The following is a 25,234-nucleotide window of genomic DNA, read 5'->3' as shown; positions in this document are numbered from 1 at the left end:
GGTGCTTAACCGCCGTAAACATCAAAATCGAAATATTTTTTCGCGAGCTTGTCGTAGGTGCCATCTTTGCGCATTTCTGCAAAGGCTTTATCCAGCGCCGCTTTCAGTTCCGCATCATCTTTACGCAAGCCCATACCGGTACCTACGCCAAAGAACTGATCATTTTTTACTGATGGGCCGGCGAAAGCATAGCCTTTACCCGCTTCTTGTTTCAGGAAACCTTCACTGCCTGCAACTTCATCCTGAAAAGCCGCATCAATGCGCCCTGAAGCCAAGTCAGCGTAGATCAAGTCCTGATTTTGATAGGCAACCACATCGATACCTTTTGGCTGCCACTCAGCATTGGCGAATGCTTCCTGCGTAGAGCCTTGCAACACCCCAACACGTTTGCCTTTCAAGGCGACTAATGTTGGCTCGATTTTACTGTCTTTGGTCGCGATTAAACGGGCATTGGCAGCGTAAAGTTTGTCGGTGAAAGCAATCTCTTTCTGGCGTTTTTCAGTGATGGAGAGTGAGGAGATAATGGCATCGATTTTTTTGGCTTTGAGTGATGGGATTAATGCATCGAAGTCACTTTCAACAAAAGTACATTTAGTATCGATACGTTTGCATAACTCTTTTGCTATATCGATATCAAAACCTACCAATTCACCACTGGCATTTTTGGATTCAAAAGGAGCATAAGTTGGATCAGTACCAATTTTGACATCTTTCGGAATGGCAGCAAAAGCACTGCTGGCAGCAGCTAATGCTAAGACTAGCGGAAGAACCAACATCTTCTTATTCATACATAACCCTCAAATTGATTTTCGATGCCAGAAAGCGCGTTAATGTTCTGTACAACCCAGAGCGTTCATAAATCAATTTGCAGTAATCGTGCCAGTAATCATCTGGTAGGAAAGCTAATTCCACCACCGCTTAATTAGCACGATCACCACGAAATACAGGCATCAAGTCGTATACAAAAATCGAATACCACACTCATGCCATGATACGCGTTCTAAAACAGGATCATTGTGGTGCATAATCCGCCCCATTTCAGTGCGATGTTGCACAAATGTATCAATTAAGGGAAAAATGTTAATTATTGCCTTGCCATCGTGTAAACAGGTCTTCAGGCAGTTCGATGTCAAATTGATCGATAACCCGATTAACGGTCTGATCAACAATATCTTGAATGGTTTGTGGTCGATGATAAAACGCAGGCATTGGCGGCATAATGGTAGCGCCCAGCTCAGCGGCTTGTACCAGCAGGCGTAAATGCCCTAAATGCAACGGGGTTTCACGCACACATAACACTAGCGGGCGGCGCTCTTTTAAGATCACATCCGCGGCGCGGGTGAGCAAACCCTCGGTATAGCTATGGACAATTCCAGATAACGTTTTGATTGAACAGGGTAAAATAACCATACCTTGCGTTTTGAATGATCCGGATGAGATACAAGCAGCAATGTCACGTGAGTCATGTACAACATCGGCCAGTGCCTGCACATCCTTCACGCTGAATTCCGTTTCCAGCGCCAGCGTCTGGCGCGCCGCATTACTGAGAATAAGATGAGTTTCCACACCCTCGACATGTTGCAGCACCTGTAACAGCCGTACGCCATAAATGGCACCGCTGGCACCGCTAATGCCGATAATAAGTCGTTTCATGGGGTATAGCCTCGCACTGACGTTATGCCTTATAGAGTGAGCATAACATAAAGAAATATCGCCCGACTTTGCCGTATCAAGTACGGATTAGCAAGTTATTGGCCCCGTTTTTCCACAATACCCATGGCCCTCGGCTAGATAACAAAAAAGGTGCACCGCGCCGGAACGCTGGTTGCACCTTTTTGATTCATGATCTGCTTTTCGCTAAATATACCCAGGTATACCCAAAATAATTCAAATTGCAGGAAGGCGGCAACGAAATGAACCCAAGGAGTTGAGATAACTCAATGACTTGGGTGACAAATCTGTCAGGAGCAGATTTGAACGCTGCTTGCAGCGGCCTCGCAGAGGCGAGGCCTATGGACGGGCCGAGTAGTGATGGCAGCCAACGTACATGCAGTTTGAAGTATGAAGGGTATATTACCCTTCGTTATGCATCTCCAGATTCTCGGCTTCGTTATGATTACGTAATGCCTGCGCATCATCGTTACGTAACGACTCAAGATATTCCAGATAGCTCTGATCGACATCTTTAGTCACGTAAACGCCGTTAAAGACCGAGCACTCAAACTGGGTGATGTCTGGGTTATCTTCGCGTACTGCCTCGATAAGATCGCTAAGGTCCTGGAAAATCAGCGCATCGGCACCAATCAACTGGCGGATTTCATCCACTTCACGACCATGGGCAATCAATTCGTTCGCACTTGGCATATCAATGCCATACACATTCGGGAAACGAATTTCCGGTGCCGCAGAGGCGAAATAGACCTTCTTCGCCCCAGCCTCACGCGCCATCTCGACAATCTGTTCTGATGTGGTGCCACGCACGATAGAGTCATCCACTAATAAGACGTTCTTATCACGGAACTCTGCGCGGTTGGCATTCAGTTTACGGCGCACAGATTTACGACGTTCCTGCTGACCCGGCATGATAAAGGTACGGCCAACATAACGGTTTTTCACAAACCCCTGGCGGTACGGTTTATCCAGAATACGGGCGATTTCCAGCGCGATATCGCAAGATGTTTCCGGGATAGGAATGACAACATCAATATCCAGATCTTCCCACTGCTTGGCAATTTTGGCACCCAACTTCTGGCCCATGCGCACGCGCGCACTGTAGACAGAAATTTTATCCATAAAGGAGTCTGGGCGAGCAAAATACACATACTCAAACAAGCACGGATTGTATTTCGGATTTTCAGCACACTGGCGGGTAAACAACTGGCCTTTTTCCGTGATATACACAGCTTCGCCCGGCGCAACATCCCGCAGGAATTCAAAGCCAAGGGTATCCAGTGCCACACTTTCAGAAGCGACCATATATTCATTGCGGCCATCAACTAACGTGCGTTTACCAATAACCAGCGGGCGAATACCGTTAGGGTCACGGAACGCGACCATCCCGTGGCCGATAATCATCGCAACACAAGCGTATGCCCCACGGATCAACTGATGTGTTGCGGCAACAGCAGCAAAAATATTGTCTGATTCCAACGGATAATGTTGGAAACGGTCCAATTCACTGGCAAAAATATTCAGCAAAATTTCCGAGTCAGAAGTGGTGTTCACATGACGGCGAGAAACTTCGAATAATTTCTTTCTCAGTTGGTGAGCGTTAGTCAGATTACCGTTATGAGCGAGAGTGATGCCAAACGGTGAGTTAACGTAGAAAGGCTGAGCCTCGGAAGCACTGGAACTGCCAGCCGTCGGGTAACGAACATGGCCAATACCCATATTCCCCTGTAAGCGCAGCATATGCCGGGTTTCAAATACATCCTTCACCAAGCCGTTTGCTTTACGCAGCCGGAACCCATTATGGGCATCAATGGTAACGATGCCCGCAGCATCCTGGCCTCGGTGCTGAAGCACCGTCAGCGCATCATAAATCGACTGGTTTACCGGTGCAAAACCGGCGATACCGACAATACCGCACATGTTGTCTTTTCCTCATAAGCCGCTCCGAATCGGTAATTGATTCGGTAAGAAACTCGACGTGCTCTGCAGGTAGTCAAAGAACCACCTGATTATATAACTGAACTGCGGGATTAATTGTGACTGTTTCCAGTCAACACTCTGTGAGAAGCCGGTAAACGTATCCAGAAAGAACAGCATGGCAGAGACTATCAGAACACCTCGCAGCGCGCCAAAACAGACACCCAGCACCCTGTCAGTTCCTGATAAACCAGTACGTTCAACCAACGAACTAATCACATAGTTAACAATAGCCCCGACGATCAATGTCGCGATGAACAAAATGCCGATGGCAATTCCGTTGCGAACTACTTCATCTTCAAAACGCGTGAAATAGACAGCAAGGTAAGTGTAAAAATGGCTGGCAACAAAAAACGCACATCCCCATGTTACAAGTGACAATGCTTCACGGACAAAACCTCGGATTAAGCTGACCAATGCAGAAAATCCGATAATCCCTATAATGACGTAATCAATCCAGACCATGACTATTCCAATGACGAAATCGCCGCTGCATCCTGTTCGCGGCGAATTCTAACAGAAAAAGAAAACGTTTGCGTAGGGGAATTCTTACCCGCGACAAATTAAAGTGCGGCGATTTTAAAAACAACAATCGCCGCACAAACTTAGCTCAAAAACCCCGTACACCCTGATATCTTAACTCTCGGCATAAACCTTAACGCGCCGTGCCATAGGGCTTAACTTGCCCATTCAGGCCGCTTAATGAATTAAGCTCTGGCAGCGCAGATTGCAATTTTTGTTTTGACGCATCTGGCCCGACATACACACGGGTTATTTGGCCTTGAACCGGCGTTGCTGGCACCGTAAACGCCCGATGACCTGACAAGCGCAGCGTCGCCACGATTTCATTCACTTTAGCTGCGTTTTTCAACGCGCCCAGTTGGACGACATAAGCCTGCCCTACCGGTGCTTTTTCTTCTGTGACCGGTTTAGTTTCCGGCTGAACGTCCGGTTTAACCTCAGGTTTAGGTTTCACTTCCTGCGGTTTTTTCTCTACCGGTAGCGGTTTGACCTCAACCGGTTTCTTCTCAACAGGTTTCACCTCAACCGGCTTACTCTGTATCACTGGCGGTGCCACGATAGTCGGTTCAGACGGAGGGTTACCAGCATCATTAGCAGCCTGAGAGGCGGAATCATCTTTGGGGACATCCACGGCTTGCGCCGCACCTTCCGGTGGAGCAATAGGCAGAGGTTGACTGACCGGACCAACCGCATCGATCTCCTGACTATCACCTGGTTTTGGCACTAATGGGATAGCGGCGAACTCATCCTCATAATGCTTCTTTTTACCATCCAGTAGCCCCGGCAGCACAATCACGCCTAACGCCACCAGAATTATGGTCCCGACTAAACGGTTCTGGAACTTACTTGCCACTCGCACTCCCAATTCAATGCCTTGATAAACTCAAGTTGTCACAAATTCAGGCTGTCACAAATCCAATACAGCCATCACATGAGCGACAGTATGGAAAGAACCACAGACAATAACCACATCCTGTGGTTTTGCATCCAACATAGCCTGACGCCAGGCCGTTTCTACATCGCTAAACTGGCGTGATAACACCAAATGCTCGGCTAATTGCTCCGCCGTCGCCCCACGCGGCCCTTCAAGCGGCGCGCAGTACCATTCATCGACTTGTTCAGATAAACAGGCCAGCGTCCCGCCGATATCTTTATCTGATAGCATACCTACCACAGCCCGTACTTTACCGTGTTTCGGCAATCGAGCCAGCCTGTCGGTGAGATAACGTGCTGCATGCGGGTTATGGGCTACATCCAAAATCAGCAGTGGTTGCTCACTGACAACCTGAAAACGCCCCGGCAAACTGGCAGCCAACAAACCCTGGCGAATAACCTCATCGCTTAAAGGCAGGCCGGAATAGTGCAATACTGCCAGAGCTGTCGCCGCATTCGCCAAGGGTACATTGGGTAAGGGTAGATGGGTCCAATGATGGTTGCCACACTGCCAATCCCAGCTATTTTCTTGTTGTTCACCTGGCTGTTGTTGGCTAAACCGCCATGCGTCATCACGGCGATACAGCGGCGCCCCCAATTGCGCCGCAACATCGGCAATCGACTGCGGCATATCCGGTTCGCCAACCACTGCAGGTTTCCCCGCACGGAAAACACCGGCCTTCTCGCGGCCAATGCTTTCTCGATCGAAGCCCAACCAGTCAGTATGGTCTATGGCAATACTGGTGATAGCCGCAACATCAGAATCGACTATATTGGTCGCATCCAAACGTCCACCCAGCCCCACTTCCAGAATCACTACATCAAGCTTAGCCTGCTTAAATAATTGCAGCGCAGATAAGGTGCCAAATTCGAAGTAAGTCAGTGAGATACCCGCACGCCCAGCTTCAATTTGAGCAAAAGAGTGGCTGTGTTCAGCCTCAGACAGTTCTTGCCCCTGAATACGGACTCGCTCGGTGTAACGCAAAAGGTGAGGTGAGCTGTAAACCCCGACCCGCAGACCCGCTGCAAGTAAAATTGATTCCAGGGTACAACAGGTGGTGCCTTTGCCATTAGTACCGGCAACGGTGAAGACTTTTGGGGCAGGGTTAAGCAGATCCAAACGCTCAGCAACCTGTTTAACACGTTCCAGACCCAACTCGATGGGTTGAGAGTGCAAACGTTCAAGATAGTAAAGCCACGCGGCCAAAGGCGACGTGGCTTGGGGAGTTTGATGGTTTTTCATAAGTCCCGTCACTGGCCTTTATATCCTTCGTACTTGAAGCCGCAGGGTTGTTAGCTGCGTTCATTCACCCGAATCACTGACTTAAGTCAGTGATTCGGGATTTATTCGCTTGCTGCCTACCTGCGGCTCCAATTACTTTGGGTATATCTTTTCTTATTGAAAGCAGCAAAGCTTAAGTTGCGACCATGCACAACCACCGGGCATCACCTTATCAGGGTGATGCCCGTGGGGATAATCAGGCTTCAGCCTGATTATCCGCCTGGACTGTATCAGCTTTGCTCTCAGCCACATCAGGTTGTGGCTGATGCGTTAATTTAGACAAGATGCTGGCAATTGTCTGACGCATCACCGGGCGGCGAACGATCATGTCGATAGCGCCTTTTTCAATCAAGAACTCACTGCGCTGGAAGCCCGGCGGCAGTTTTTCCCGAACGGTTTGCTCAATAACCCGTGGACCAGCAAAACCGATTAAGGCTTTTGGTTCTGCGATATTGATATCACCCAACATTGCCAGACTGGCGGAGACGCCACCCATGGTAGGGTCCGTCAGCACAGAAATGTACGGCAAGCCACGCTCTTGCATTTTAGCCAGAGCAGCACTGGTTTTTGCCATCTGCATCAGTGACATCAATGCTTCCTGCATACGAGCACCACCACTGGAGGAGAAGCACACCAACGGGCAATTATCTTCCAGCGCCTGCTCAACTGCACGCACAAAACGGGCACCCACCACTGACGCCATTGATCCACCCATAAAGGCAAATTCAAATGAAGCGGCAACGATCGGCATCCCTTGTAAGGTCCCTTTCATAGCAACCAAAGCGTCTTTTTCGCCGGTATCTTTTTGTGCGGCAGAAATGCGATCTTTATACTTTTTGGAATCCTTGAATTTCAGGATATCCTTCGGCTCCAGTTCGCTACCCAATTCAACTTCACTGCCTGCATCCAGTAGCATATGTAACCGTGCACGGGCTGTCATACGCATGTGGTGATCACACTTAGGACAAACTTCCAGATTACGCTCTAACTCGGCACGGTAAAGCACCTGACCGCAACTGTCACATTTCGTCCACACCCCTTCAGGAATACTCGCTTTACGGGTTTGTGTAATATTGCTTTTGTTAAGAATTCGTTCAATCCAGCTCATCGATGACCTTTCTGTTTGAACCTGGCTGTTGCCAGTCCGCTGTTCATGCTTTAACCATCTCCCTGAAAACATCCCAACAAAAAATGCCTGAGATACACGCCATTACAACGTGGCTAAGGCACAGGAAATCGGGTTGTCCGCAGGAACAGACCATAAATGTCACTCATTAAACCATATTGGCTCGACAGTGTAGATAAAAAACTGGTCGAACCCACGGCTTAGGTAACGTTTTTACTGATTTTTTTGCCGTGATTGCGCGCGCCGATGCCGCCATACCTCAAATACACCCGGCAAAATTGACACCACAATAATGGCAACGATTAGCAATTTCAGATTGTTCTGCACGATAGGTACGTTACCAAACAGATAACCAGCATAGGTGAATAACAGCACCCATACCAACGCCCCAATCACGTTATAAGCCGCAAAGTGGCGATAAGACATTTTACCCATTCCGGCGACAAACGGCGCAAAAGTGCGGATAATCGGGACAAAACGTGCCAAAACAATCGCTTTACCGCCATGTTTTTCGTAGAACTGATGGGTTTTTTCCAGATAACTGCGGCGGAAAATTTTGGAGTCCGGGTTACTGAATAGTTTCTCTCCGAACACCCGCCCAATGGTGTAGTTAATAGCATCGCCCAAAATAGCGGCGGTAACCATCAGTGCCACCATAATGTGCACATTGATATCATTGGACGGTAATGCTGCCAACGCACCGGCCACAAACAGCAAAGAATCCCCTGGCAGGAACGGCGTCACCACCAGACCGGTTTCACAGAATAAGATCAGGAATAAAATGGCGTAAACCCAAACCCCATACTGCGCCACCAGCTCCGCCAGATGGACATCAATATGCAAAATAAAATCAATAACGAAACGTATAAATTCCATAAATACTCTCAAATGGTAAACATACTTGTGCTTTGAGTGAGTGAGATTAGCTGAACTTCCTTAGGTATTCCTTAGCCCAAGGCGACCTCACTCATCAATGTAGAGAAATCAGTCGTCTGCCAAAAAAAGGGGTCCCATTGGCGCTGTTGGTAGCGCAAAGCGTTCGGGGTAATCAACCGCGACTAAATACAACCCTTCGGCTTTCGCTGTTGCCGCAGCACGTGATCGGTCTTTCAGTGCCAGCAACTGGGCCATCCAGTTGACATCCTGATTACCAGCGCCAATCTCAATCAAGCTACCAACAATATTACGCACCATATGATGAACAAAAGCGTTGGCCTTGATATCTACCACGATATACGCGCCATGTCGGGTAACTTTGACATGTTTTACATTTCGCCATGGGGTACGCGACTGGCACTGTATCGCACGAAACGAGGTAAAATCATTCTCGCCGAGTAAACATTGCGCCGCTCGTTCCATTTTTTCAGCATCCAGCGGCAGGTAGCAATGAGTTACCCCTTGCGCCAACACCGCTGGACGATAGCGATGGTTAAAGATGATATAGCGATAACGGCGGGCAGTAGCGCTGAAACGGGCGTGAAAATCGTCATCCACTGTTTTTATCCAGCGCACGGCGATATCAGGCGGTAAATGGCTATTGACCCCCATCGTCCAGGCGGCATCTTTACGCACCGCCGAGGTGACAAAATGCACCACCTGCCCGGTGGCATGTACGCCAGCATCAGTGCGCCCAGCACAAAATACGCCAATGGATTCATCGGCAACTTTTGACAAGGCAGCCTCCAGGCAAGCCTGCACACTGGCAACCTCCAACTGCCGTTGCCAGCCGAAATAACGGCTGCCGTTATATTCAATACCCAGCGCAATTTTTATACCGGCCGTTTCAGCCACTATCTCTTGTGGCTGAGTCAACTCAAGTTCGGACATCAGTACAGTTGCTCCTGCAACAGGCGCTCCGCCGTTTCAATTGCCATCAATGCGCCACCAAAACGAATGTTGTCGGCCACTGACCAGAACTGCAACACTTCGGGAATGCCATAGTCATTGCGGATACAACCAATACTCAAAACATCACTGCCAGAGGCATCAGTGACTTGTGTTGGGTAATCATCTTCTTCTGATAACTGGATATCGTCGCAATTTTCCAGCTCACTGCGAGCGTCCTCCGCGGAGATCGGGCGCAAGGCTTCCAGATGAACCACTTGTGCCTGACCGTAAAATACCGGTGATTGAATGCAACTCACCGAGATAGGCAAGCCATCATCTTGTAAGACTTTACGCACCTGCTCCACCAAGCGGCGCTCTTCGCGCACACTGCCCTCTTCATCCGCCAGCAGCGGCAACACGTTAAATGCCAATTGCTTAGCGAAAACACCTGGCTCAGCAGGAATACCATTTAACAGCTTGGCGCTTTGACCGGCCAGATCGTCCACAGCGGCCTTGCCATGGGCGGAGGCTGAAATCAATGCAGTGACATGCACGCGGGACAAGCCAGCCTGTTCCGTCAGTGGTTTAATCGCAGTCAGCAACTGGCTGGTCAGGCTATCAGCTACCGCCACAATATTGCGATTGCGATATTCTGCCAGCACCTGAGGATTCACACTTGGCACCACCAGCGGTACATCCAGTTCCATCGCGAACAGGCCACTGCTGTCGATAACCAGGCAACCGGCATTCGCTGCTTCTTCCGCATAGAGTTGTGAGGCTTCGCGCCCGGCAACAAAGAAAGCTAACTGCGCCTGAGACCAGTCAAATTCAGCAACATTTTCAACCAGTAAACTTTTACCATTAAAGCGCACAGAAGCACCGGCGCTGCGTTCGCTGGCCAGCGGATACAATTCACCAACCGGGAACTGGCGCTCATTTAACAGCTCCAGCAAAGCTTCACCTACTGCGCCCGTTGCTCCTAACAGAGCAATATTCCAGCCGTCAGACATGTTGGTTTTCTCCACTAACGTTCATTAAATTACAAGGGTTCATTCAGATACTAAGATCGATTGAAAGAGAAAGGCGGTAAAAAAACCGCCTGACAATCAATAAATTAACGTTTATACCGCGTTTATAATAACTGTGTACTAAAGCCTAATTTCTGCAACAGTTCAGCACTGGCAGCATCATCGCACTGCACGCAGAGTGATGACCACTCACGGCGTTCCTGATAGTGCTTACGCAGCCGATCAAACTCACCGGGGATACCGGCCACATGGCGCAGTGGCGCATCATCGCGGCGCACATCATACACCAAGTGCATCAATCGTTTTAATTTGCCTTCATCCAACGCACCGTTAAGTCTCAAGTGGCTAAACTCCGGTTGAGGCAACAAAGAAGCTAGCTCTACCGACTGCGGCTGCCCCAGATGTTGACTAAAAGCTTCAAACACTTGTGTGGTACCACGAGCTTTACCCTCCAGCGTATAGCCGGCGATATGTGGCGTCCCGATATCAATCCGCCCTAACAGCGGCAAAGATAATTCCGGTTCCGGTTCCCATACATCCAGAACCACGCTGAGTTTTTTACCTTTTTCCAACGCACCAAGCAGCGCGGCATTATCCACCACGGCTCCGCGGCAGGCATTAATCAGAATACGGCCATCCGGCAAGGCTGCCAGTAATTCATCATCCGCCATGTGCAGGCTTTGATAAGGGCCGGTTTTATTCAACGGCGTATGGAAAGTGAGAACATCTGCCTCTCGCACCAGTTTTTCCAGCGGCCAGAAAGTGTCGTTATCACCTCTGTCTGCTCGTGGTGGATCGCACAGCAAAGTCCGCACACCAAGGGCTTGTAGCCTGGTATTCAATCTGGCCCCGACATTCCCCACCCCAATAATACCGACGGTTTTGTCACGCAATTGGAAACCATCACGTTCGGCCATCATCATCAGTGCGGAAAAAACATATTCCACAACCGCAATGGCATTACAACCGGGAGCTGCGGAGAAACCGATTCCCTGTTGCTGTAGCCAGTTATCGTCGACATGGTCGGTACCGGCGGTTGCCGTTCCCACAAAGCCAATTGACGTGCCTTGCAGCAACGCCTCATTCACTTTGGTGACCGAGCGCACCATCAGCGCATCTGCACCAACCAGTGCTTCACGGGGGATTGGCCGCCCCGGCACTGCCTGTACCTCACCTAAACGCCGAAATAGCACATCTGCGTACGGCATATTCTCATCAACCAGGATTTTCACTTTATTCTCCGGCAGCTTACTGCCCTATAGATGAAAAGCAGGGACTTAGTATATACCCAAAGAAGTTGGAGTTGCAGCCAACCCCCTACAGCTTCAGGATGAAGACGATCCCCAAAATCATTGGCGTTGCAGGTAGGCGGCAAGCAAATAAACCCCGATGAGCTGACTCAAGTCAGTGATTCGGGTGCGTGAGCGTAGCCAACACCCCTGTGGCGTCAAGGATGAAGACGATCCCCAAAATCATTGGCGTTGCAGGTAGGCGGCAAGCGAATAAATCCCGATGAGCTGACTCAAGTCAGTGATTCGGGTGCATGAGCGTAGCCAACACCCCTGCGGCGTCAAGGATGAAGATGATCCCCAAAATCATTGGCGTTGCAGGTAGGCGGCAAGCGAATAAACCCCGATGAGCTGACTCAAGTCAGTGATTCGGGTGCATGAGCGTAGCCAACACCCCTGCGGCGTCAAGGATGAAGGGGATTACTGCGACGAAAACGCTCCGGCGTAGTCCCTGCAATTTGCTGGAACATGGCGATAAAAGCTGATGCGGAGCTATACCCTACATCCAGTGCGACACTTTGCACGGTTTTACCCTTTTCTAACAATGAGATCGCATGTAAAAAACGCAGCCGCTGCCGCCATTCGCTAAAAGCCATACCCAGTTCTTGTTGGCAGCGGCGCGATAACGTCCGCTCGGTGGTATAGACCCGCTTAGCCCACTGCGCCAGCGAGGTATTGTCCGCCGGGCAGCGCTCTAGCGCCGCCAGAATAGGTGACAGTAATTTATCCTGTGAGGTGGGCAGATAGGTGCGCTGTACCGGTGACAACCTGAGCTGATCAATCAATACGTGGGCTAAGCGCATATCTTGCTCGCTTTCCGGCATCAATAAACCACGGGAGAAGCAATCTTCCACAATGGTATTAAAGATTGGACTGACATTAATCAGGCAAGCTGATAGCGGTAACTCATCACACAGCGTAGGTGCAATATCAATGGCACGAAATTGCATCGGCTTACGGTTATGGCTGGAGTGCTCCATGCCGGCCGGTATCCAGACACTGAATTCAGGGGGGGCCAGAAAACGCTGCCCGCCGATACTCATCGCTACCACACCTGACTTTACGCAGATCAACTGCCCGTAAGGATGGGTATGCGGCAAAAACTCAGTATTGGCATTAAAGGCCTCACAGCGAAAGGAAAGGCTCAGTGGCACGGTCGTGGCAACCACCGGGAAAGAGGGTTCTGCCATCGTGAACTGTCTCCTGTAAAAAATGATTCCTGCCGAGATTGTCCTAATCGCAGCAGTTATTGTCTGATTTTCAGTATATAGAATAAATCAGACAACTGTAGACTACGTCACATGTTATTTAGATGAGAATTATTATCATGAATATGTTATTCCCCCTGTTCGCGGTGATCATCTGGTCCATCAATGCCGTGGTCAGTAAGGTCTCTGCCACCGCAATTGATCCCGCCGCCATCTCGTTTTATCGCTGGGTGCTGGCGTTGCTAACGTTAACCCCATTCTTGCTGCTGGGTGTTATCCGCAATTGGCGGGCAATCCGCGTTTATTGGTGGAAATTGATGATATTGGGGATGCTGGGTATGGTGCTGTACCAAAGCCTGGCGTACTACGCGGCTCACAGTGTTAGCGCCCTGTTTATGGGGATTCTCAGTTCGTTAATTCCCTTACTGACTGTGCTTATTAGCATTGTGGTGTTACGTGTCGCCCCCACGGTAGGCATTGCATTAGGTAGCGTGCTGTCATTAGGGGGGCTAGTGTGGTTGGTTAGTGCAGGTAACCCGGCACAACTGTTGCAACATGGTATCGGCAAAGGCGAATTGATGATGTTCGGCGCATCGGCATCCTATGCGCTGTATGGCGTATTAACCAAACGCTGGGCGATTCAATTACCCAACTGGCAGTCCCTTTATATGCAGATCGTTTTCGGCGTGGTGCTGTTATTGCCTAATTTCCTGATGGCCTCAGATGTGCAATTGACGGCGCAGAATATTCCATTGGTGCTATTTGCTGGGATCCCAGCCTCAATTATTGCGCCTTATTTGTGGATCCACGGTGTGATGCGGTTAGGGGCAAATACTGCGTCGATATTTATGAATCTGACACCGGTATTTACCGCCATTATTGCCGTGGCCTTCCTTCATGAGCAATTACACAGCTATCACCTGATTGGCGGGGGTATCACGCTGGCTGGGGTGATATTAGCTCAGCGCCTGCGCACCCCATTGCGAAGAGCGGCGGCGCAGTAAAAATAAGGTAGCGGCGTATATTCTGCGCGGCTACCCCCTGCCCTTTTTTTATTCCGCGCTAACCGCCACCATTGCTGCTTGAGCTTTATCTTTACGATGCAACATCAACACCCCCAGTAATACCAGCGCGCTGCCCAACAATTGGGAGGGAGAGAGTGTTTCACCCAACAAGAAATATGCAATCACCGCAGTGAAGACCAGTTCCAGCGTTAATAGTAGGCTGGCCACCGCCAAAGAGAGTGTTTTCAAACTGAGATTAAACAGGCCAAACCCTAGTAACGTTGGACCGGCGGCTAAAATTAACAATAGCCCCCAACCAGACCATTGAATGCCATTAGCTCCATGGGATAAGAAAAATAGATCACCCACCATTGGCTGTAACCCAGGCAATGGAAACCACAGCAATAACTGATTAAATATCAGTTGGTAGATGGCGGAGAAACCAAAGACGTAAAGAATAGTGTTCCAGACCGGATAACGGCGTTCAGTCGCAATGCGCCCAGCCAGAGTATAAAAGCTGTAACCAATACCGGAGGCCAATCCGATAAATAAGCCAACAAAATTAAAGTCTGATGCAGTAATATTCAGGCCATCGCTGACTAAGAAACAACCCAACAGGCTGATAATAATAACCAGTAATTCACGCCAGCCCATATATTCGTTATAGAAAACCCAGCCGAGAAACACGGTAAAACCGATTGAGCAATAGACCAGAATGGTGGAGATCGACGCACCGTTTAAAGCGACAGATTCAGTCCACAGTCCATTAAAGACCGCCAGCAATAAGCCATACGTCGTATAGAACTTTAGCTGGCACCCGCGTAATTTGGCCCATTCCGGTTTGGTCAGAAGTAAAATAGGTAATAACACCATGGCGACCAGTGCTGCCCGCCAGAAAGCCAATACCGAAGTGGGTAGATGATAATGCGCCGTGAGGATGCGAATTATGATGCCGGTAAAACCCAACAACATGGCACTAATAATCGCCAGCAGATAGCCTTGTCGTTTGCCACTAAACCCGCCGTTGCCCGCCCCGATAGAGCCAAATGCTGATGGGAATAAATCTGCCGGAATCGCCATAACAACCTCATAACTACTTTCAGGATATTAATCAGATAGCGATTGTACCCCCCATGTTCTCGGCCACCAGAGCCACTTTCCCACTGATTGATACAGGCCACTTTTTTCCTCTTGAAGCCTTGTTAACCTTGAGTATAGTGACAATATATTATCCACAGTGAGCCACTTTTGGTCGGTGAGACATGCATATTCCGTTAGATCGCCAGCAAGACATTCCACTGTATCTACAAATCGAAGAGGCATTGCGCCGTGCTATCCTCAGTGGGGTGTTTGCTGATGGCGACAAACTACCCTCAACCCGCACCTTGGCAGCAGAATTATCAGTGAGCCGCCTCACAGTGGATAATGCTTATGCCGAGCTGGCGGCGAAGGGGTTATTACAACAACGTCGCGGCAGCGGTGCCTATGTCTGTCACCTCTCGCCGCCGCCAAGCCATCCGCATCCACGGCTACATGGTGAGTTCCCACTGGATCGTTTTACCACTGTCACCTCAAGGCTGGACGGGTATGCCGATATCCCGTTACCGCCAGATACCATCAATTTTGCTGCTGGCATCGGTAGCCCCAAAATTTTCCCATTGGATGAATTCCGCCAAATCTTGCATTCAATTCTGCGCCGCCATGCTGAAGAAGCATTCAGTTACGGCGATTACTGTGGCTATTATCCATTGCGCGATACACTCAGCCGCATTCTATCCGCACAAGGTATCCCAACACGGCCAGAGCAACTGTTGATAACCAATGGTTCGCAACACGCCATCAGTCTGATCAGTCAATCACTGCTGGCCCCAGGTGATAGTGTGCTGGTAGAAGAACCCACTTATGCCGAAGCATTAGCCCTGTTCCGCCTGCATAAAGTGAATATTATTGCTCTGCCCAGCGACCAACAAGGCATGAATCTGGCGACCCTGCCTGCGCTGTTAGCCAAACATCAACCTAAACTTATCTATTGCATTCCCAACTTTAATAACCCCACCGGACGCTGTATGAGTGAAGAGCGCCGCCATCAGTTAGTGCAAATAGCCAGAACTGCTGGGGTGCCGATACTTGAAGATGATTATGTGGGTGACTTGCGTTACAGCGGCAAAAAGCTGCCTTCGCTGCGTTCACTGGCAGCCGCGGGTGAAGTTATCTATGTCAGTACTTTTTCCAAAATGTTACTGCCCAGCATGCGCATTGGTTATCTGGTGGCAGACGCGCCCCATTACATCCAACTGGCGCGCTTAAAGCATGTTGACAGTTTTACCAGCTCGAACCTGATCCAACGGGCGTTGGATGCATTTGTCACAGTCGGGCGCTATGACAAACAACTTCGTCGGGCTTGCCGTTTGTACCGCCAGCACCGTGATGCCATGGTCGATGCCCTCCAGCAGACACTGCCGCTCGGCTGCCAGTTTGAAGTTCCTGATGGGGGATTATTTATCTGGCTACAATTGCCAGCAAACGTGCCAATGACTCAATTAATGCCGCTGGCGTGGCAGGCGGGGGTCACTTTCGCTAAAGGTGGCGGGTTTTACCGCGAAGAGTCAGATGGAGAGTTCACCCTACGTTTGAATTTTGCCGCTAATTCGCCCGAGCTGATTAGCCAAGGAATAGCCAGATTAAGTGCGGCGATTAGTCAGTGCCAAGCATAATATTAATCAAAAAAACGCACCACCAAAAGTCAGACTGAGTCCAACGTTTGGCGTGCGTTTCACTGTGGCGTTGGCTAAACAGCGTTACCTCAGAACGAGGCCAGCCATAAACGCAGTTTCATCCCCCAATAGCTGCTCCATCCGCTGGTATTTTGTACCATCTTGCCTTGATAAAGGATCACTAACGTCGGTGTAACACTGACTTGCCACTGCGCTGACAACTCGCCGCGTGGGTCATTTATCACCGGTAACCGGTAGCCTTTTTTGGTCAGCCAGCGCTCAAGCTGTGGTGCTTCACCAGAGCGTAGCGCCACTGTCATCACATTCTCGCCCTCCTGCACCAATTGATTGACACTGGGACTGGTGAATTTACACACGCCGCACCATGTTGCCCAAAAATAGATGAGCAACGGTTTGTCCTGGCTCATCGCCTTTAGCGAGACAGTCTGGCCCTCCAGGGTTTGTAATGACACATCGCCCCAATCAGCAGGTACCTGCGGGCTACGCAACCAATCCATCCCCAAAGAGACCACCGTGACCAATACCAGCAGAATAACCAGCTCTTTACCCCACCGCTTCAAGCGACTCATTTACCCGCCTTAGCCAGTTGCTGCTTCACTATCTCCTCCAGTTGCTCATAGGAAATAGCTCCTGGGATTATCTGATTACCAATCAAGGTGGCAGGTGTGCCTTGGATACCCAGTTGATCCGCTAATTTCAGGTTGGTACGCAACACATTCAAGCTCTGCTCGCTTGGTGCTACCGGCGTAACACCGGTTTTTTTCTGCGCCGCGGCAATACTGTCAGCATCGTGGAAACCTTTTTTCGCCATCAAGCGCTGATGAAATGGCAGAAATTGATTCGGATGTTGTTGCCACAGTGTCAACGCCAACCGTGCACTGGTCACCGAGCTTTCCCCTTTAAACGGTAGCGGTTTTATCACCACCGCCACTTGCGGGTACTCCTTCACTACCTTTTCCAGCAACGGATCAAAAGTTTTACAAAATGGGCAGTTGTAATCGGTAAATGAAACCAATGTCAGGGCTGGAGTTGCAGCCCCAAAACGTGGGCTGCCAGGGTCTTGGAACAGCGCCTGCTTATTGGCGGCGATAAATTGATCCATTTGCTGCCCTTGCGCTTCATTAGCTTGCTGCTGCAAGGCATTGATAGATTGTTCAAGAATGTCTGGATTGGCGACCAGCGTTTCACGGATTAACGCTTTAATCCGCACTTCCTGCTCCGGCGTAAAGGGTGCAGCCGCCCACAGTGACGTCGAGATCAGCGCTAACAACACAACCATGATAATTTTCATTCTTTATTTCCTTTAGCATCGGCCAAAATTTTTAATAACACGTCACGGTCCAACAGTGGCGAGAGCACCACACCCTGCGGTTGCTGTGGCCCATAAATTTGATTAAATGGGATTGCGACACTGCCGCGCTGGCGCAAAAACTCAGTAATATCAGCAGAAGGTCGCGTCCAGTCACCGCGTAACGCCACCACGTCAGGCGCTTGCAACGCCTGCTGTACATCGTCACGCATCAGGACGTGTATTTTGTTAACTTTACAGGTCACACACCAATCGGCAGTGACATCGACAAACACCCGCTTATGCTCCATCAAGGCTTTCTTAATGGCTGATTCAGTTAATGGCTGCCACGGGATGGTGTCATGTAGCGGTTTGCGCCACAGATTAGCCGTCAGCGAACCCGCCAACAGTAATCCGCCGATAATCAACACCCCGATTAAGCTGACGATTGCGGCAACACGCACGCCATAGCGCCAGCCAATTGCCAGTAATAGCGCTAACAGCAACACTCCGCTAATCACCATCACCAGTGGTGAGCCAATATGGCTCACCATCAGGCTCAGTAACCACAGACTTGATGCCAGCATCAGCACCCCCATTCCGATACGCAGACGGTTCATCCAACGACCTGGACGGGGCAACAACAGCACCAATCTAGGCCATAGCGCCACCGCCAACCACGGCAGGCTCATGCCAACCCCCAGGGCGGTAAATATGCCCCACAGCGCCGGTAAAGGGGCGGCCAGTGCAAAGGCTACCGCCGTCCCCAGAAATGGCGCGGAACACGGGGTTGCCAGTAGCGTCGCCAATGCGCCCTGTCCAAAGTGGCCGGCCAAACCGCGAGCTCCCGCTTGCTCCACACGAGGCGCGGCAATACGGCTATTGAGCGATGAGGAGAGGTTAATTTCGAACAAGCCGAACAGGTTGGCCGTAAAGAGTGCGGTAACCAACACCATAAAGCCGATAAACCAAGGGCTTTGGAACTGAATTCCCCAACCAAGGGCATGATTACCTAAGCGCAAGGCGGTCATCAGTAATGCCAACAACCAAAACGAAGTCACAATCCCAGCAGACGATGCCAGAAACTGCCAACGGACCTGACGGCGGGTTTGCTGCCCAGTCTGCAAAATCGACCCCAGTTTCATGGCAAGGACCGGAAGTACACAAGGCATCAGATTAAGAATAAATCCGCCCGCCAGCGCCATCACTATCCAAGACCAAAAACGAGTGGAGGATTGCGGTAAAGTGAGCGCTTGCCCAATGGTCACCGTGGCCTCTTGCGCCAGACCCGCATCAGTAATCACCATCGTCAGGGGTTTACCACGTAGATCCCCCACGCCCTCCCCCCAACCATCAGTCGCAGGAACCCGTACCGATAACTGATTACCCTGCACACTGACCAGCGGTTTACCGAGATCCACGTCCGCCAAGGTATCGAAGAACAACTCGGGCTGTTGCCAACCTTCGTCACGCACCGCCAGAATTTGCACCTCGCCATGGCCAAAACCAGCTTGGATCTGTTGGGTCAGGGCATTGGCAATGGGTACCTGCCCCATCGCCTGGGCAAAATCATGTTGGAATTGCTGTTGGTTTTCGCCACTTAACGGCGAGGAAAGATCGATGCTAAACGGGTAGTCAGTCAAAATGCAGACATTGCTACAGGTCGATAGGGTCAAGATGCCAGTTAGCGTTTTGGGTGCCTTAGCGGAAATGACGATCGGCAGCATGGCCTGCTCGTGATAGCCCTGAGTAGAGATACCAGAAACATCAAACCGTTGTGGTACAGGCCAGTACCATTTTACCGCGTCAAGAGCTGTGCTCCAGGCAATGGTCGGTGCAATGCCCCCTTCACCCGGTGAGCGCCAATAAGTTTTCCAGCCTTTCTCCAGTTGAACGGAAAGTAACAGGCGGGTTTCACCGCTCGTTGAAGGTTCGGCACGAATCCGCACCTTAGCATGTGAGTTTTGTGGGCTGACCAACCAGCCGCTGTCTGCCGCCCAAAGGGTGGGCATCCATAGCAGTAACAGACAGAACAACGCTGTCTTGCTTAAATTGAACATGATTCTTCTCCAGAAATAGATTAATCACAGCAACCCAAAGGGGTGCCGTAGTTATGCCAAAAGCATCTCTATTCCCGGAAAATGCACAATCGCAGATGCACCCTCAAACGGCTGGGTGATATCACTCGGGGTGGCGGAAACCTCATGCGGGTCGGGATCACCGGCCCCAATAGCAAGAGTAATAAACCCAGAGAAAAAATCGCTAATTCGAACAGAACAGGCGGGGATGCCAACAGGGATTTGGCACTTAGCTCACAAGGGGTGGGTGCCTCATCAGCATCGGCAGCAACCTGTGATGATGATGTCTGAAGGAGGTTTTTTTCCAACGCGTGCAGGCTGGCTATGCGTTGTGTCATACAAACTAATATGACCAGGCAAGCCAGGCAGAGGAACCACTTTGCCGCGCGCTGTTGTTTAACCATTATTGGTGTTTAACCATTATCCGTATTTAATCCTGACCCGTATAATTCATCAGTAAAATTGATAAATTAGTCTCATTCAAGACCGAGCGCCCATCTTAGCGGCATAATCAAGATTATCAATGTCTGAACTTAAACAATCACTCAAAGTGACATTTAATTACAAACGTAGTTAACAAAAAAACATAATCTGACGGTATGGGTCGCCCACATTTGCGCGTATCATATTGGTAGCCTGCATCTATTGCCGGGTACTTTATGAATTTCCACAGTATCGCCTCCACAGCGAAGGACCGGTTATATGCAACCTTTGAACGGCCCAAGTGTGCCGATTGCCAATGATCGCAATGTCGCACCGACCAAAATACCTCATCAGGGCCAAGTGGAAGATCAGGCACTTACCCCTGCGCAACGCACTACGCTGGAGAAGTTAATTGTGCGGATCATGGCCCTTAGCCCAATCAAATCTGCCGAGATCTGGGCCGGTCTGCGTCATGATTTATCCTTGGGTAGCACTAGCGACTTACTGGCACGCCACTTCCAGCCCGCTGAGCAATTGCTGCAAATCCGTCTGGCGCAGGCACAGGAAAATCATGCCAATCACCAGTTGCGCCAACAACTGACCGAACTGCTGCCTCAAGGCAATAACCGGCAGGCGGTCAGTGATTTTATCCGCCAGCACTTTGGTCATACTGTATTAAGTCAGTTAAGCCATTCAGAGTTACAACAAGTTCTGGTGCTGCTGCAATCCGGTACACTGAATATTCCACAGCCACAACTGGCAACAATAACTGATCGGCCGTTACTGCCTGCGGAGCATCAGAATATTCAATCGCTAGTAGCAAAACTTAGTGCCGCAACCGGCGAGCAACCGGCCAAAATATGGCAGGCATTGTTTGATATGGTGGGGGTAAAAAGTAATGATCCGTTACCTGCGCGCCATTTCCAGATACTCAGCCAGTTTTTACAGACCAAAGTGGCACTCAGCCAGCAAACAGCACCTACATTGGTTAACTTGCAAACCGCGTTGAAACAGCCCGCTGATGCGCAGGAACAACAATTATTAATTGATTACAGCCAGAGTCGCTTCCAGGCCAGTCCCACCACGCCTCTGACGCAAGCGCAGTTGAACGACATTATCAATGTCCTGTTTACCGCCAGATTGGATCGGGCCAATGCAGCCCAACGTTTAGCAGAAGACCAAAAAATTCTGCAACCAGTGATTAACCCGCTAATTGCCGCCTTACCCCAATCATTACAGCCATTGTTGCAAAAACCGTCACTGGCATTTGTAGCGCTGATTATAGTGATGGTCTTTTTGTTGGCTATCTTCTTCTAATGACAGATGTCGGCTCAGGTTATTTCCCGCTGAGCCGCGCCTGTGACTACCATAATAACCACCAGCCAACCAGAGCACTCCACAACAAAAATGGCAGTGAGTAAGCATGGAATTTTAACCAAATGGCCGGCTCTGCCGCCATTCTCAGCGCAATTAAATTAGCCATAGAACCCAACGCAAAACCAAAACCACCAATATTGACCGCATAAGCCACCAGCGCGCTGGAAGGCAGATAATTAAGCAGCAATATTGTGGCGGGGACATTACTGATCAATTGCGATAGGCCAATAGCCAAAATATAGGCGGCAGCCGTAGACAATGTTTTGATTTCACCGAACAGCGATTGTAAAGCAGGTAATTCCGTCAGTAGGCGCACGTCAATAAACATCGCCATAAAGACCACAATCAAGCTCCAGTCAATGGCCAGTAACACCCGCCGCGCCAATAGCAATAAACCGGCAAAAACGATAAGTAGCCCATAGCCTGCCCAGCCCAAATCCACGCAGATAATAAAAATCACATACAGCGCCAAACAACTCAGCAACAGGCGGAACTGGTAAGGATAAATCGGGCTTGAGGCCTGTTTCTTTATTTTACGCGCCGGGAAACGCCACCATGTTACCGCTAATAATGTCAGCAGAATAATGGCTGCTAAAGGTGCCATTTGGCGGGTAAAACCGATAAAGGAGAGTTCGGAACGGCTCCATAACAGAATATTTTGTGGATTGCCGATCGGTGTTAATAGCGACCCGGCATTGACTGCCAGCGCCGAGAAAATGATCAGACGAGAAACCGGCAGAGACGATATTTTTTTCAACGTCAAAATCAGTGGAATGATGATAAATAGCGCCACATCATTGGTTAGAAAGGATGACAACAGCGCCGCGGCTAAGACTAAAAACAGCGCCAAATGCCGCTCGGTGTGAAGTGTATTAATAATCTTCCGACCAATAAAATCGAAGTAACCGCTGACCTCAACCCCTTTAGTCAGTAGCATTAATCCCAATAAAGTAACAATGGTGGTCCAGTCAATAAACTGTGGAAAGGCGACAATTTGGGCCGGCATTAAGACGGTTAACCCTATCCCCAAAATCAATAGAATATGTAATAGACGATCTTCCAGAAAAGGTCTGAATAGTGTTTTTACTGCTCGCTGAGTCGTGGCAAATAATGTCATCAGAAAATCTACAAATGGCCTGGGGCTGACAAAGAGAGATTACGTTAGCGTAGCCTATCATTTTATGCCAGCCCCTATTATCTACTGGCTGCCGCACCCTGCGGCGAGGTAGTGTGAACTTAACTTTGCGTGTTGTGTTTTATCGCTTTTCTGAAATCATCCATTGAACAGAACCCGTTGGCATCAATAGGACAGCCCTTAATTTCCAGCGTGACACGTTTTGGTGGTGCCTGAAGGGTCAGCGGCGTCTTATTACGAATTTGCTCAGTCGACAGATAGATATATTCGATCTTCATCATATCTTTATTCTGTTTCGTATCTTTCCAACGCTCAAATACCACTTTGCCGCTGATTGGCGTTTTCTCATATTGGTCTGGCAATTGGTACTCTTTAGTCTTAAGGGCTGCCAACAATGATGCAATATTAGAGTCATGCCCAACCAATACCGCCAATTTAGCTTTCTGCGCCGCTAATTCATTAGGCGTTTTCTCACCGACGGGATCAAGAGCAGCACTGATAAAACCGACTAACTTCTCAGCCGCATTATCCGCAATGGCAGGAGAACCAAATAACGTCTCATGGTAGAGATTTTTGATATCGATTAATTTACGCCACTCTTCCGCTGACTGAATCCGTCCCCAGGCCACATCTTTAATCGGAAAACCCTCGTAATATTGCAGCATAAACGCATCTGATGCACCGGTACCTAACTTTAACGGGCCGGTAATGCCTGGCTCTTTATTTTGTACCAATACAATATTGGTTGGCTGGGTACTCCAGTCACATTTCTTATCCGTTAAACAGGCGGGTGATTTTTTATAATCCAATACGCGGGAAAGTAAGTCGTAATTAGGCTGTAAACGTTTATTCAGCCCTTCGACCCCACCCGGCCCGGCGTGTTGATTAATCGATGCCAAGGCTTTTTCTTTAAATTCTGGTGTGACATCTAGCGTGATGATCGGATTAAAAACCGGATCCATTTTGCCGATATCTTTTTGGTGCGCCACTGGCACATTACAACCAGGGAAAGCGCCGAATAAGAAATGCTGCGCGGTACCAATGGTCCTTGGCAAGCTGTTAGCATAAGTAAATACGGTGGTATCTGCCGGGCATCCTGCCGCTTTCAGTAATTTGGCATTAACCAGCCACTCGCGGAAATACCCCCCCATCATCGCCTCAAGCTCTGCCCCTTTCGGTGTCAGATACCCCCCTAGGGTGGTCCATTGTGGCCATTTATCGGGTGTCGCACTGGAAAGCATATCGCCATAATTAACTAAAGGTGCGCGTATACCATGCCGGCTCATCACCAACACTTGTTCAAGTTTATAGTTGTCACTTTTATCCTGTGCTACAACATGGGTTGACGCTGGCAAGAGTAGCGCTAATAGTGTCAGGGTGTATGCCGTCTTTATTTTTATCATCCTAATCTCCGTCATCCTGTTGATGGTAATAGTGTAAAAATAGATAGAAGAATAAATAGATTTTTCTATTGCTACAGATTTGTTACAACAAACATGATAGACAGAGATAACAGCTATAGTCGGAGTCTTGTCACAGTTCCGCTAATTGCTTCGTTACAACGTATCCGGGTGTTTCCGCATCGTTAAACTCTTATCCATACTCAGTGCTGATGTTTGCATAGGAATAAACTAATGAAAATTTTGGGTCTTATTGGCGGAATGAGTTGGGAGTCAACCATCCCTTATTACCGGATGATTAACCAGCAGGTTAAAGAACAACTTGGCGGTTTACACAGTGCCAAAATCATTCTCTACAGTGTCGACTTCCATGAGATTGAACAACTTCAGGCCAAGGGTGACTGGGAAACCGCAGCACAGTTGCTGTCTGATGCCGCCGTTTCATTAAAAAAGGCCGGGGCTGACGTCATCGTGGTATGCACCAATACTATGCACAAAGTGGCTGATGACATTGAAGCGGCCAGCGGATTACCGTTATTGCATATCGCCGATGCCACTGCCGCACAAATTAAGCAGCAAGGGATCAATAAAATTGGCTTATTGGGTACCCGCTACACCATGGAACAAGATTTTTATCGGGGACGATTGACGCAAAAACACGGTATTGAGGTGATTACCCCCGATAGTATCGATCGCGAGATTGTTAACCGTATTATTTATGAAGAGCTGTGTCTGGGCGTTATCAGTGAAACTTCCCGTCAGGAATATCGCCGCATTATGGGCAAATTAGAGCAGCAAGGCGTACAAGGGATTATCTTTGGTTGCACTGAAATAACATTGTTGGTTAACGCACAAGACGCGAGCGTGCCGGTATTTGATACCACCGCAATACATGCCTGTGCGGCCGCAGAATATGCACTGAAATACTAAT

The 25,234-nt window shown here is 49.4% G+C and carries 23 protein-coding genes; 4 read left to right on the top strand and 19 right to left on the bottom strand.

What is annotated here, in order from left to right:
• Positions 1-5 precede the first annotated feature (5 nt).
• The 12 genes from hisJ to V1956_RS09355 form a co-directional block, all read right to left on the bottom strand.
• The gene (hisJ, locus tag V1956_RS09410) at positions 6-788 is read right to left on the bottom strand and encodes a histidine ABC transporter substrate-binding protein HisJ (RefSeq protein ID WP_083158240.1); all 783 of its coding nucleotides are present in this window, start codon (positions 786-788) and stop codon (positions 6-8) included.
• A gap of 292 nt (positions 789-1,080) precedes the next feature.
• Positions 1,081-1,653 (bottom strand): UbiX family flavin prenyltransferase, encoded by a 573-nt coding sequence (locus V1956_RS09405; RefSeq protein ID WP_083158239.1) that lies wholly within the window; start codon positions 1,651-1,653, stop codon positions 1,081-1,083.
• A 420-nt stretch (positions 1,654-2,073) separates the two neighbouring features.
• A complete protein-coding gene (gene purF, locus V1956_RS09400; protein ID WP_083158238.1) occupies positions 2,074-3,591 on the bottom strand; it encodes an amidophosphoribosyltransferase in 1,518 nt (505 codons plus the stop codon).
• Positions 3,592-3,603: 12 nt separating this feature from the next.
• Complete coding sequence (cvpA, locus tag V1956_RS09395; RefSeq protein ID WP_005192693.1) at positions 3,604-4,113, bottom strand: colicin V production protein; 510 nt, start codon at positions 4,111-4,113, stop codon at positions 3,604-3,606.
• Between the two features lie 190 nt (positions 4,114-4,303).
• Complete coding sequence (dedD, locus tag V1956_RS09390; protein WP_372559486.1) at positions 4,304-5,023, bottom strand: cell division protein DedD; 720 nt, start codon at positions 5,021-5,023, stop codon at positions 4,304-4,306.
• Positions 5,024-5,077: 54 nt separating this feature from the next.
• A complete protein-coding gene (folC, locus tag V1956_RS09385; RefSeq protein WP_372559487.1) occupies positions 5,078-6,346 on the bottom strand; it encodes a bifunctional tetrahydrofolate synthase/dihydrofolate synthase in 1,269 nt (422 codons plus the stop codon).
• 235 nt (positions 6,347-6,581) lie between these two features.
• Positions 6,582-7,493 (bottom strand): acetyl-CoA carboxylase, carboxyltransferase subunit beta, encoded by a 912-nt coding sequence (gene accD, locus V1956_RS09380; protein ID WP_372559488.1) that lies wholly within the window; start codon positions 7,491-7,493, stop codon positions 6,582-6,584.
• 231 nt (positions 7,494-7,724) lie between these two features.
• Positions 7,725-8,387, bottom strand: coding sequence for a DedA family protein (locus V1956_RS09375; RefSeq protein ID WP_083158234.1), 663 nt, complete (start codon positions 8,385-8,387; stop codon positions 7,725-7,727).
• A gap of 108 nt (positions 8,388-8,495) precedes the next feature.
• Positions 8,496-9,338 carry a tRNA pseudouridine(38-40) synthase TruA gene (truA, locus tag V1956_RS09370; protein ID WP_372559489.1) on the bottom strand — a complete coding sequence of 281 codons (843 nt, stop codon included), beginning with the start codon at positions 9,336-9,338 and terminating at the stop codon, positions 8,496-8,498.
• On the bottom strand, positions 9,338-10,348 hold the full coding sequence (locus V1956_RS09365; RefSeq protein WP_420074325.1) for an aspartate-semialdehyde dehydrogenase: 1,011 nt from the start codon (positions 10,346-10,348) through the stop codon (positions 9,338-9,340). The genes truA and V1956_RS09365 overlap by 1 nt, the downstream gene beginning before the upstream one ends.
• Positions 10,349-10,470: 122 nt before the next feature.
• Positions 10,471-11,598, bottom strand: a complete 1,128-nt coding sequence (gene pdxB / locus V1956_RS09360; RefSeq protein ID WP_420070934.1) for a 4-phosphoerythronate dehydrogenase PdxB — start codon at positions 11,596-11,598, stop codon at positions 10,471-10,473.
• A gap of 461 nt (positions 11,599-12,059) precedes the next feature.
• The gene (locus V1956_RS09355) at positions 12,060-12,845 is read right to left on the bottom strand and encodes an AraC family transcriptional regulator (RefSeq protein ID WP_372559492.1); all 786 of its coding nucleotides are present in this window, start codon (positions 12,843-12,845) and stop codon (positions 12,060-12,062) included.
• A gap of 137 nt (positions 12,846-12,982) precedes the next feature.
• Between V1956_RS09355 and V1956_RS09350 the strand changes: the two genes are divergently transcribed.
• Positions 12,983-13,867, top strand: coding sequence for a DMT family transporter (locus tag V1956_RS09350; RefSeq protein WP_372559493.1), 885 nt, complete (start codon positions 12,983-12,985; stop codon positions 13,865-13,867).
• Between the two features lie 48 nt (positions 13,868-13,915).
• Here V1956_RS09350 and V1956_RS09345 read toward each other — a convergent pair whose 3' ends face one another.
• Positions 13,916-14,947 (bottom strand): DMT family transporter, encoded by a 1,032-nt coding sequence (locus V1956_RS09345; protein ID WP_442825049.1) that lies wholly within the window; start codon positions 14,945-14,947, stop codon positions 13,916-13,918.
• A gap of 182 nt (positions 14,948-15,129) precedes the next feature.
• Between V1956_RS09345 and pdxR the strand changes: the two genes are divergently transcribed.
• Positions 15,130-16,581, top strand: a complete 1,452-nt coding sequence (gene pdxR, locus V1956_RS09340; RefSeq protein ID WP_442825048.1) for a MocR-like pyridoxine biosynthesis transcription factor PdxR — start codon at positions 15,130-15,132, stop codon at positions 16,579-16,581.
• Positions 16,582-16,670: 89 nt separating this feature from the next.
• Here the strand turns inward: pdxR and V1956_RS09335 are convergent, their stop codons facing one another.
• From V1956_RS09335 to V1956_RS09320, 4 genes are all read right to left on the bottom strand, one after another.
• Positions 16,671-17,171, bottom strand: a complete 501-nt coding sequence (locus V1956_RS09335; protein ID WP_372559495.1) for a protein disulfide oxidoreductase — start codon at positions 17,169-17,171, stop codon at positions 16,671-16,673.
• A complete protein-coding gene (locus tag V1956_RS09330; protein ID WP_372559496.1) occupies positions 17,168-17,893 on the bottom strand; it encodes a DsbA family protein in 726 nt (241 codons plus the stop codon). Before V1956_RS09330 ends, V1956_RS09335 begins: the two co-directional genes overlap by 4 nt.
• Positions 17,890-19,950, bottom strand: a complete 2,061-nt coding sequence (locus tag V1956_RS09325) for a protein-disulfide reductase DsbD family protein (protein ID WP_420070931.1) — start codon at positions 19,948-19,950, stop codon at positions 17,890-17,892. The genes V1956_RS09330 and V1956_RS09325 overlap by 4 nt, the downstream gene beginning before the upstream one ends.
• Positions 19,951-20,018: 68 nt before the next feature.
• On the bottom strand, positions 20,019-20,372 hold the full coding sequence (locus tag V1956_RS09320) for a copper resistance protein (RefSeq protein ID WP_372559498.1): 354 nt from the start codon (positions 20,370-20,372) through the stop codon (positions 20,019-20,021).
• Positions 20,373-20,670: 298 nt separating this feature from the next.
• Here V1956_RS09320 and flk point away from each other — a divergent pair, with 298 nt between their 5' ends.
• Positions 20,671-21,708, top strand: a complete 1,038-nt coding sequence (gene flk, locus V1956_RS09315) for a flagella biosynthesis regulator Flk (protein ID WP_372559499.1) — start codon at positions 20,671-20,673, stop codon at positions 21,706-21,708.
• A 46-nt stretch (positions 21,709-21,754) separates the two neighbouring features.
• On the opposite strand, the gene V1956_RS09310 is transcribed toward flk, so the two are convergent.
• Both V1956_RS09310 and agp read right to left on the bottom strand, forming a co-directional pair.
• Positions 21,755-22,885 carry an SLC13 family permease gene (locus V1956_RS09310; protein ID WP_372559500.1) on the bottom strand — a complete coding sequence of 377 codons (1,131 nt, stop codon included), beginning with the start codon at positions 22,883-22,885 and terminating at the stop codon, positions 21,755-21,757.
• A gap of 119 nt (positions 22,886-23,004) precedes the next feature.
• The gene (gene agp, locus V1956_RS09305) at positions 23,005-24,306 is read right to left on the bottom strand and encodes a bifunctional glucose-1-phosphatase/inositol phosphatase (RefSeq protein WP_420074323.1); all 1,302 of its coding nucleotides are present in this window, start codon (positions 24,304-24,306) and stop codon (positions 23,005-23,007) included.
• A 231-nt stretch (positions 24,307-24,537) separates the two neighbouring features.
• On the opposite strand from agp, the gene V1956_RS09300 reads away from it, so the two are divergent.
• Positions 24,538-25,233 (top strand): aspartate/glutamate racemase family protein, encoded by a 696-nt coding sequence (locus V1956_RS09300; protein ID WP_372559502.1) that lies wholly within the window; start codon positions 24,538-24,540, stop codon positions 25,231-25,233.
• Position 25,234: the final 1 nt, after the last annotated feature.

This window comes from Yersinia sp. 2540 StPb PI (assembly GCF_052217165.1).
Lineage (GTDB): Bacteria > Pseudomonadota > Gammaproteobacteria > Enterobacterales > Enterobacteriaceae > Yersinia > Yersinia enterocolitica_E.
The sequence above is the reverse complement of the archived record's forward strand: the minus strand, read 5'-3'. Positions and strand labels throughout refer to the sequence as shown.

Excerpts from the sequence above, each read along its gene's own strand:
- hisJ (WP_083158240.1), bottom strand. The coding sequence starts at position 788 with ATGAATAAGAAGATGTTGGTTCTTCCGCTAGTCTTAGCATTAGCTGCT.
- V1956_RS09405 (WP_083158239.1), bottom strand. The coding sequence starts at position 1,653 with ATGAAACGACTTATTATCGGCATTAGCGGTGCCAGCGGTGCCATTTAT.
- purF (WP_083158238.1), bottom strand. The coding sequence starts at position 3,591 with ATGTGCGGTATTGTCGGTATCGCCGGTTTTGCACCGGTAAACCAGTCG.
- cvpA (WP_005192693.1), bottom strand. The coding sequence starts at position 4,113 with ATGGTCTGGATTGATTACGTCATTATAGGGATTATCGGATTTTCTGCA.
- folC (WP_372559487.1), bottom strand. The coding sequence starts at position 6,346 with ATGAAAAACCATCAAACTCCCCAAGCCACGTCGCCTTTGGCCGCGTGG.
- accD (WP_372559488.1), bottom strand. The coding sequence starts at position 7,493 with ATGAGCTGGATTGAACGAATTCTTAACAAAAGCAATATTACACAAACC.
- V1956_RS09375 (WP_083158234.1), bottom strand. The coding sequence starts at position 8,387 with ATGGAATTTATACGTTTCGTTATTGATTTTATTTTGCATATTGATGTC.
- truA (WP_372559489.1), bottom strand. The coding sequence starts at position 9,338 with ATGTCCGAACTTGAGTTGACTCAGCCACAAGAGATAGTGGCTGAAACG.
- V1956_RS09365 (WP_420074325.1), bottom strand. The coding sequence starts at position 10,348 with ATGTCTGACGGCTGGAATATTGCTCTGTTAGGAGCAACGGGCGCAGTA.
- V1956_RS09355 (WP_372559492.1), bottom strand. The coding sequence starts at position 12,845 with ATGGCAGAACCCTCTTTCCCGGTGGTTGCCACGACCGTGCCACTGAGC.
- V1956_RS09350 (WP_372559493.1), top strand. The coding sequence starts at position 12,983 with ATGAATATGTTATTCCCCCTGTTCGCGGTGATCATCTGGTCCATCAAT.
- V1956_RS09345 (WP_442825049.1), bottom strand. The coding sequence starts at position 14,947 with ATGGCGATTCCGGCAGATTTATTCCCATCAGCATTTGGCTCTATCGGG.
- pdxR (WP_442825048.1), top strand. The coding sequence starts at position 15,130 with ATGCATATTCCGTTAGATCGCCAGCAAGACATTCCACTGTATCTACAA.
- V1956_RS09335 (WP_372559495.1), bottom strand. The coding sequence starts at position 17,171 with ATGAGTCGCTTGAAGCGGTGGGGTAAAGAGCTGGTTATTCTGCTGGTA.
- V1956_RS09330 (WP_372559496.1), bottom strand. The coding sequence starts at position 17,893 with ATGAAAATTATCATGGTTGTGTTGTTAGCGCTGATCTCGACGTCACTG.
- V1956_RS09325 (WP_420070931.1), bottom strand. The coding sequence starts at position 19,950 with ATGTTCAATTTAAGCAAGACAGCGTTGTTCTGTCTGTTACTGCTATGG.
- V1956_RS09320 (WP_372559498.1), bottom strand. The coding sequence starts at position 20,372 with ATGGTTAAACAACAGCGCGCGGCAAAGTGGTTCCTCTGCCTGGCTTGC.
- flk (WP_372559499.1), top strand. The coding sequence starts at position 20,671 with ATGCAACCTTTGAACGGCCCAAGTGTGCCGATTGCCAATGATCGCAAT.
- V1956_RS09310 (WP_372559500.1), bottom strand. The coding sequence starts at position 22,885 with ATGACATTATTTGCCACGACTCAGCGAGCAGTAAAAACACTATTCAGA.
- agp (WP_420074323.1), bottom strand. The coding sequence starts at position 24,306 with ATGATAAAAATAAAGACGGCATACACCCTGACACTATTAGCGCTACTC.
- V1956_RS09300 (WP_372559502.1), top strand. The coding sequence starts at position 24,538 with ATGAAAATTTTGGGTCTTATTGGCGGAATGAGTTGGGAGTCAACCATC.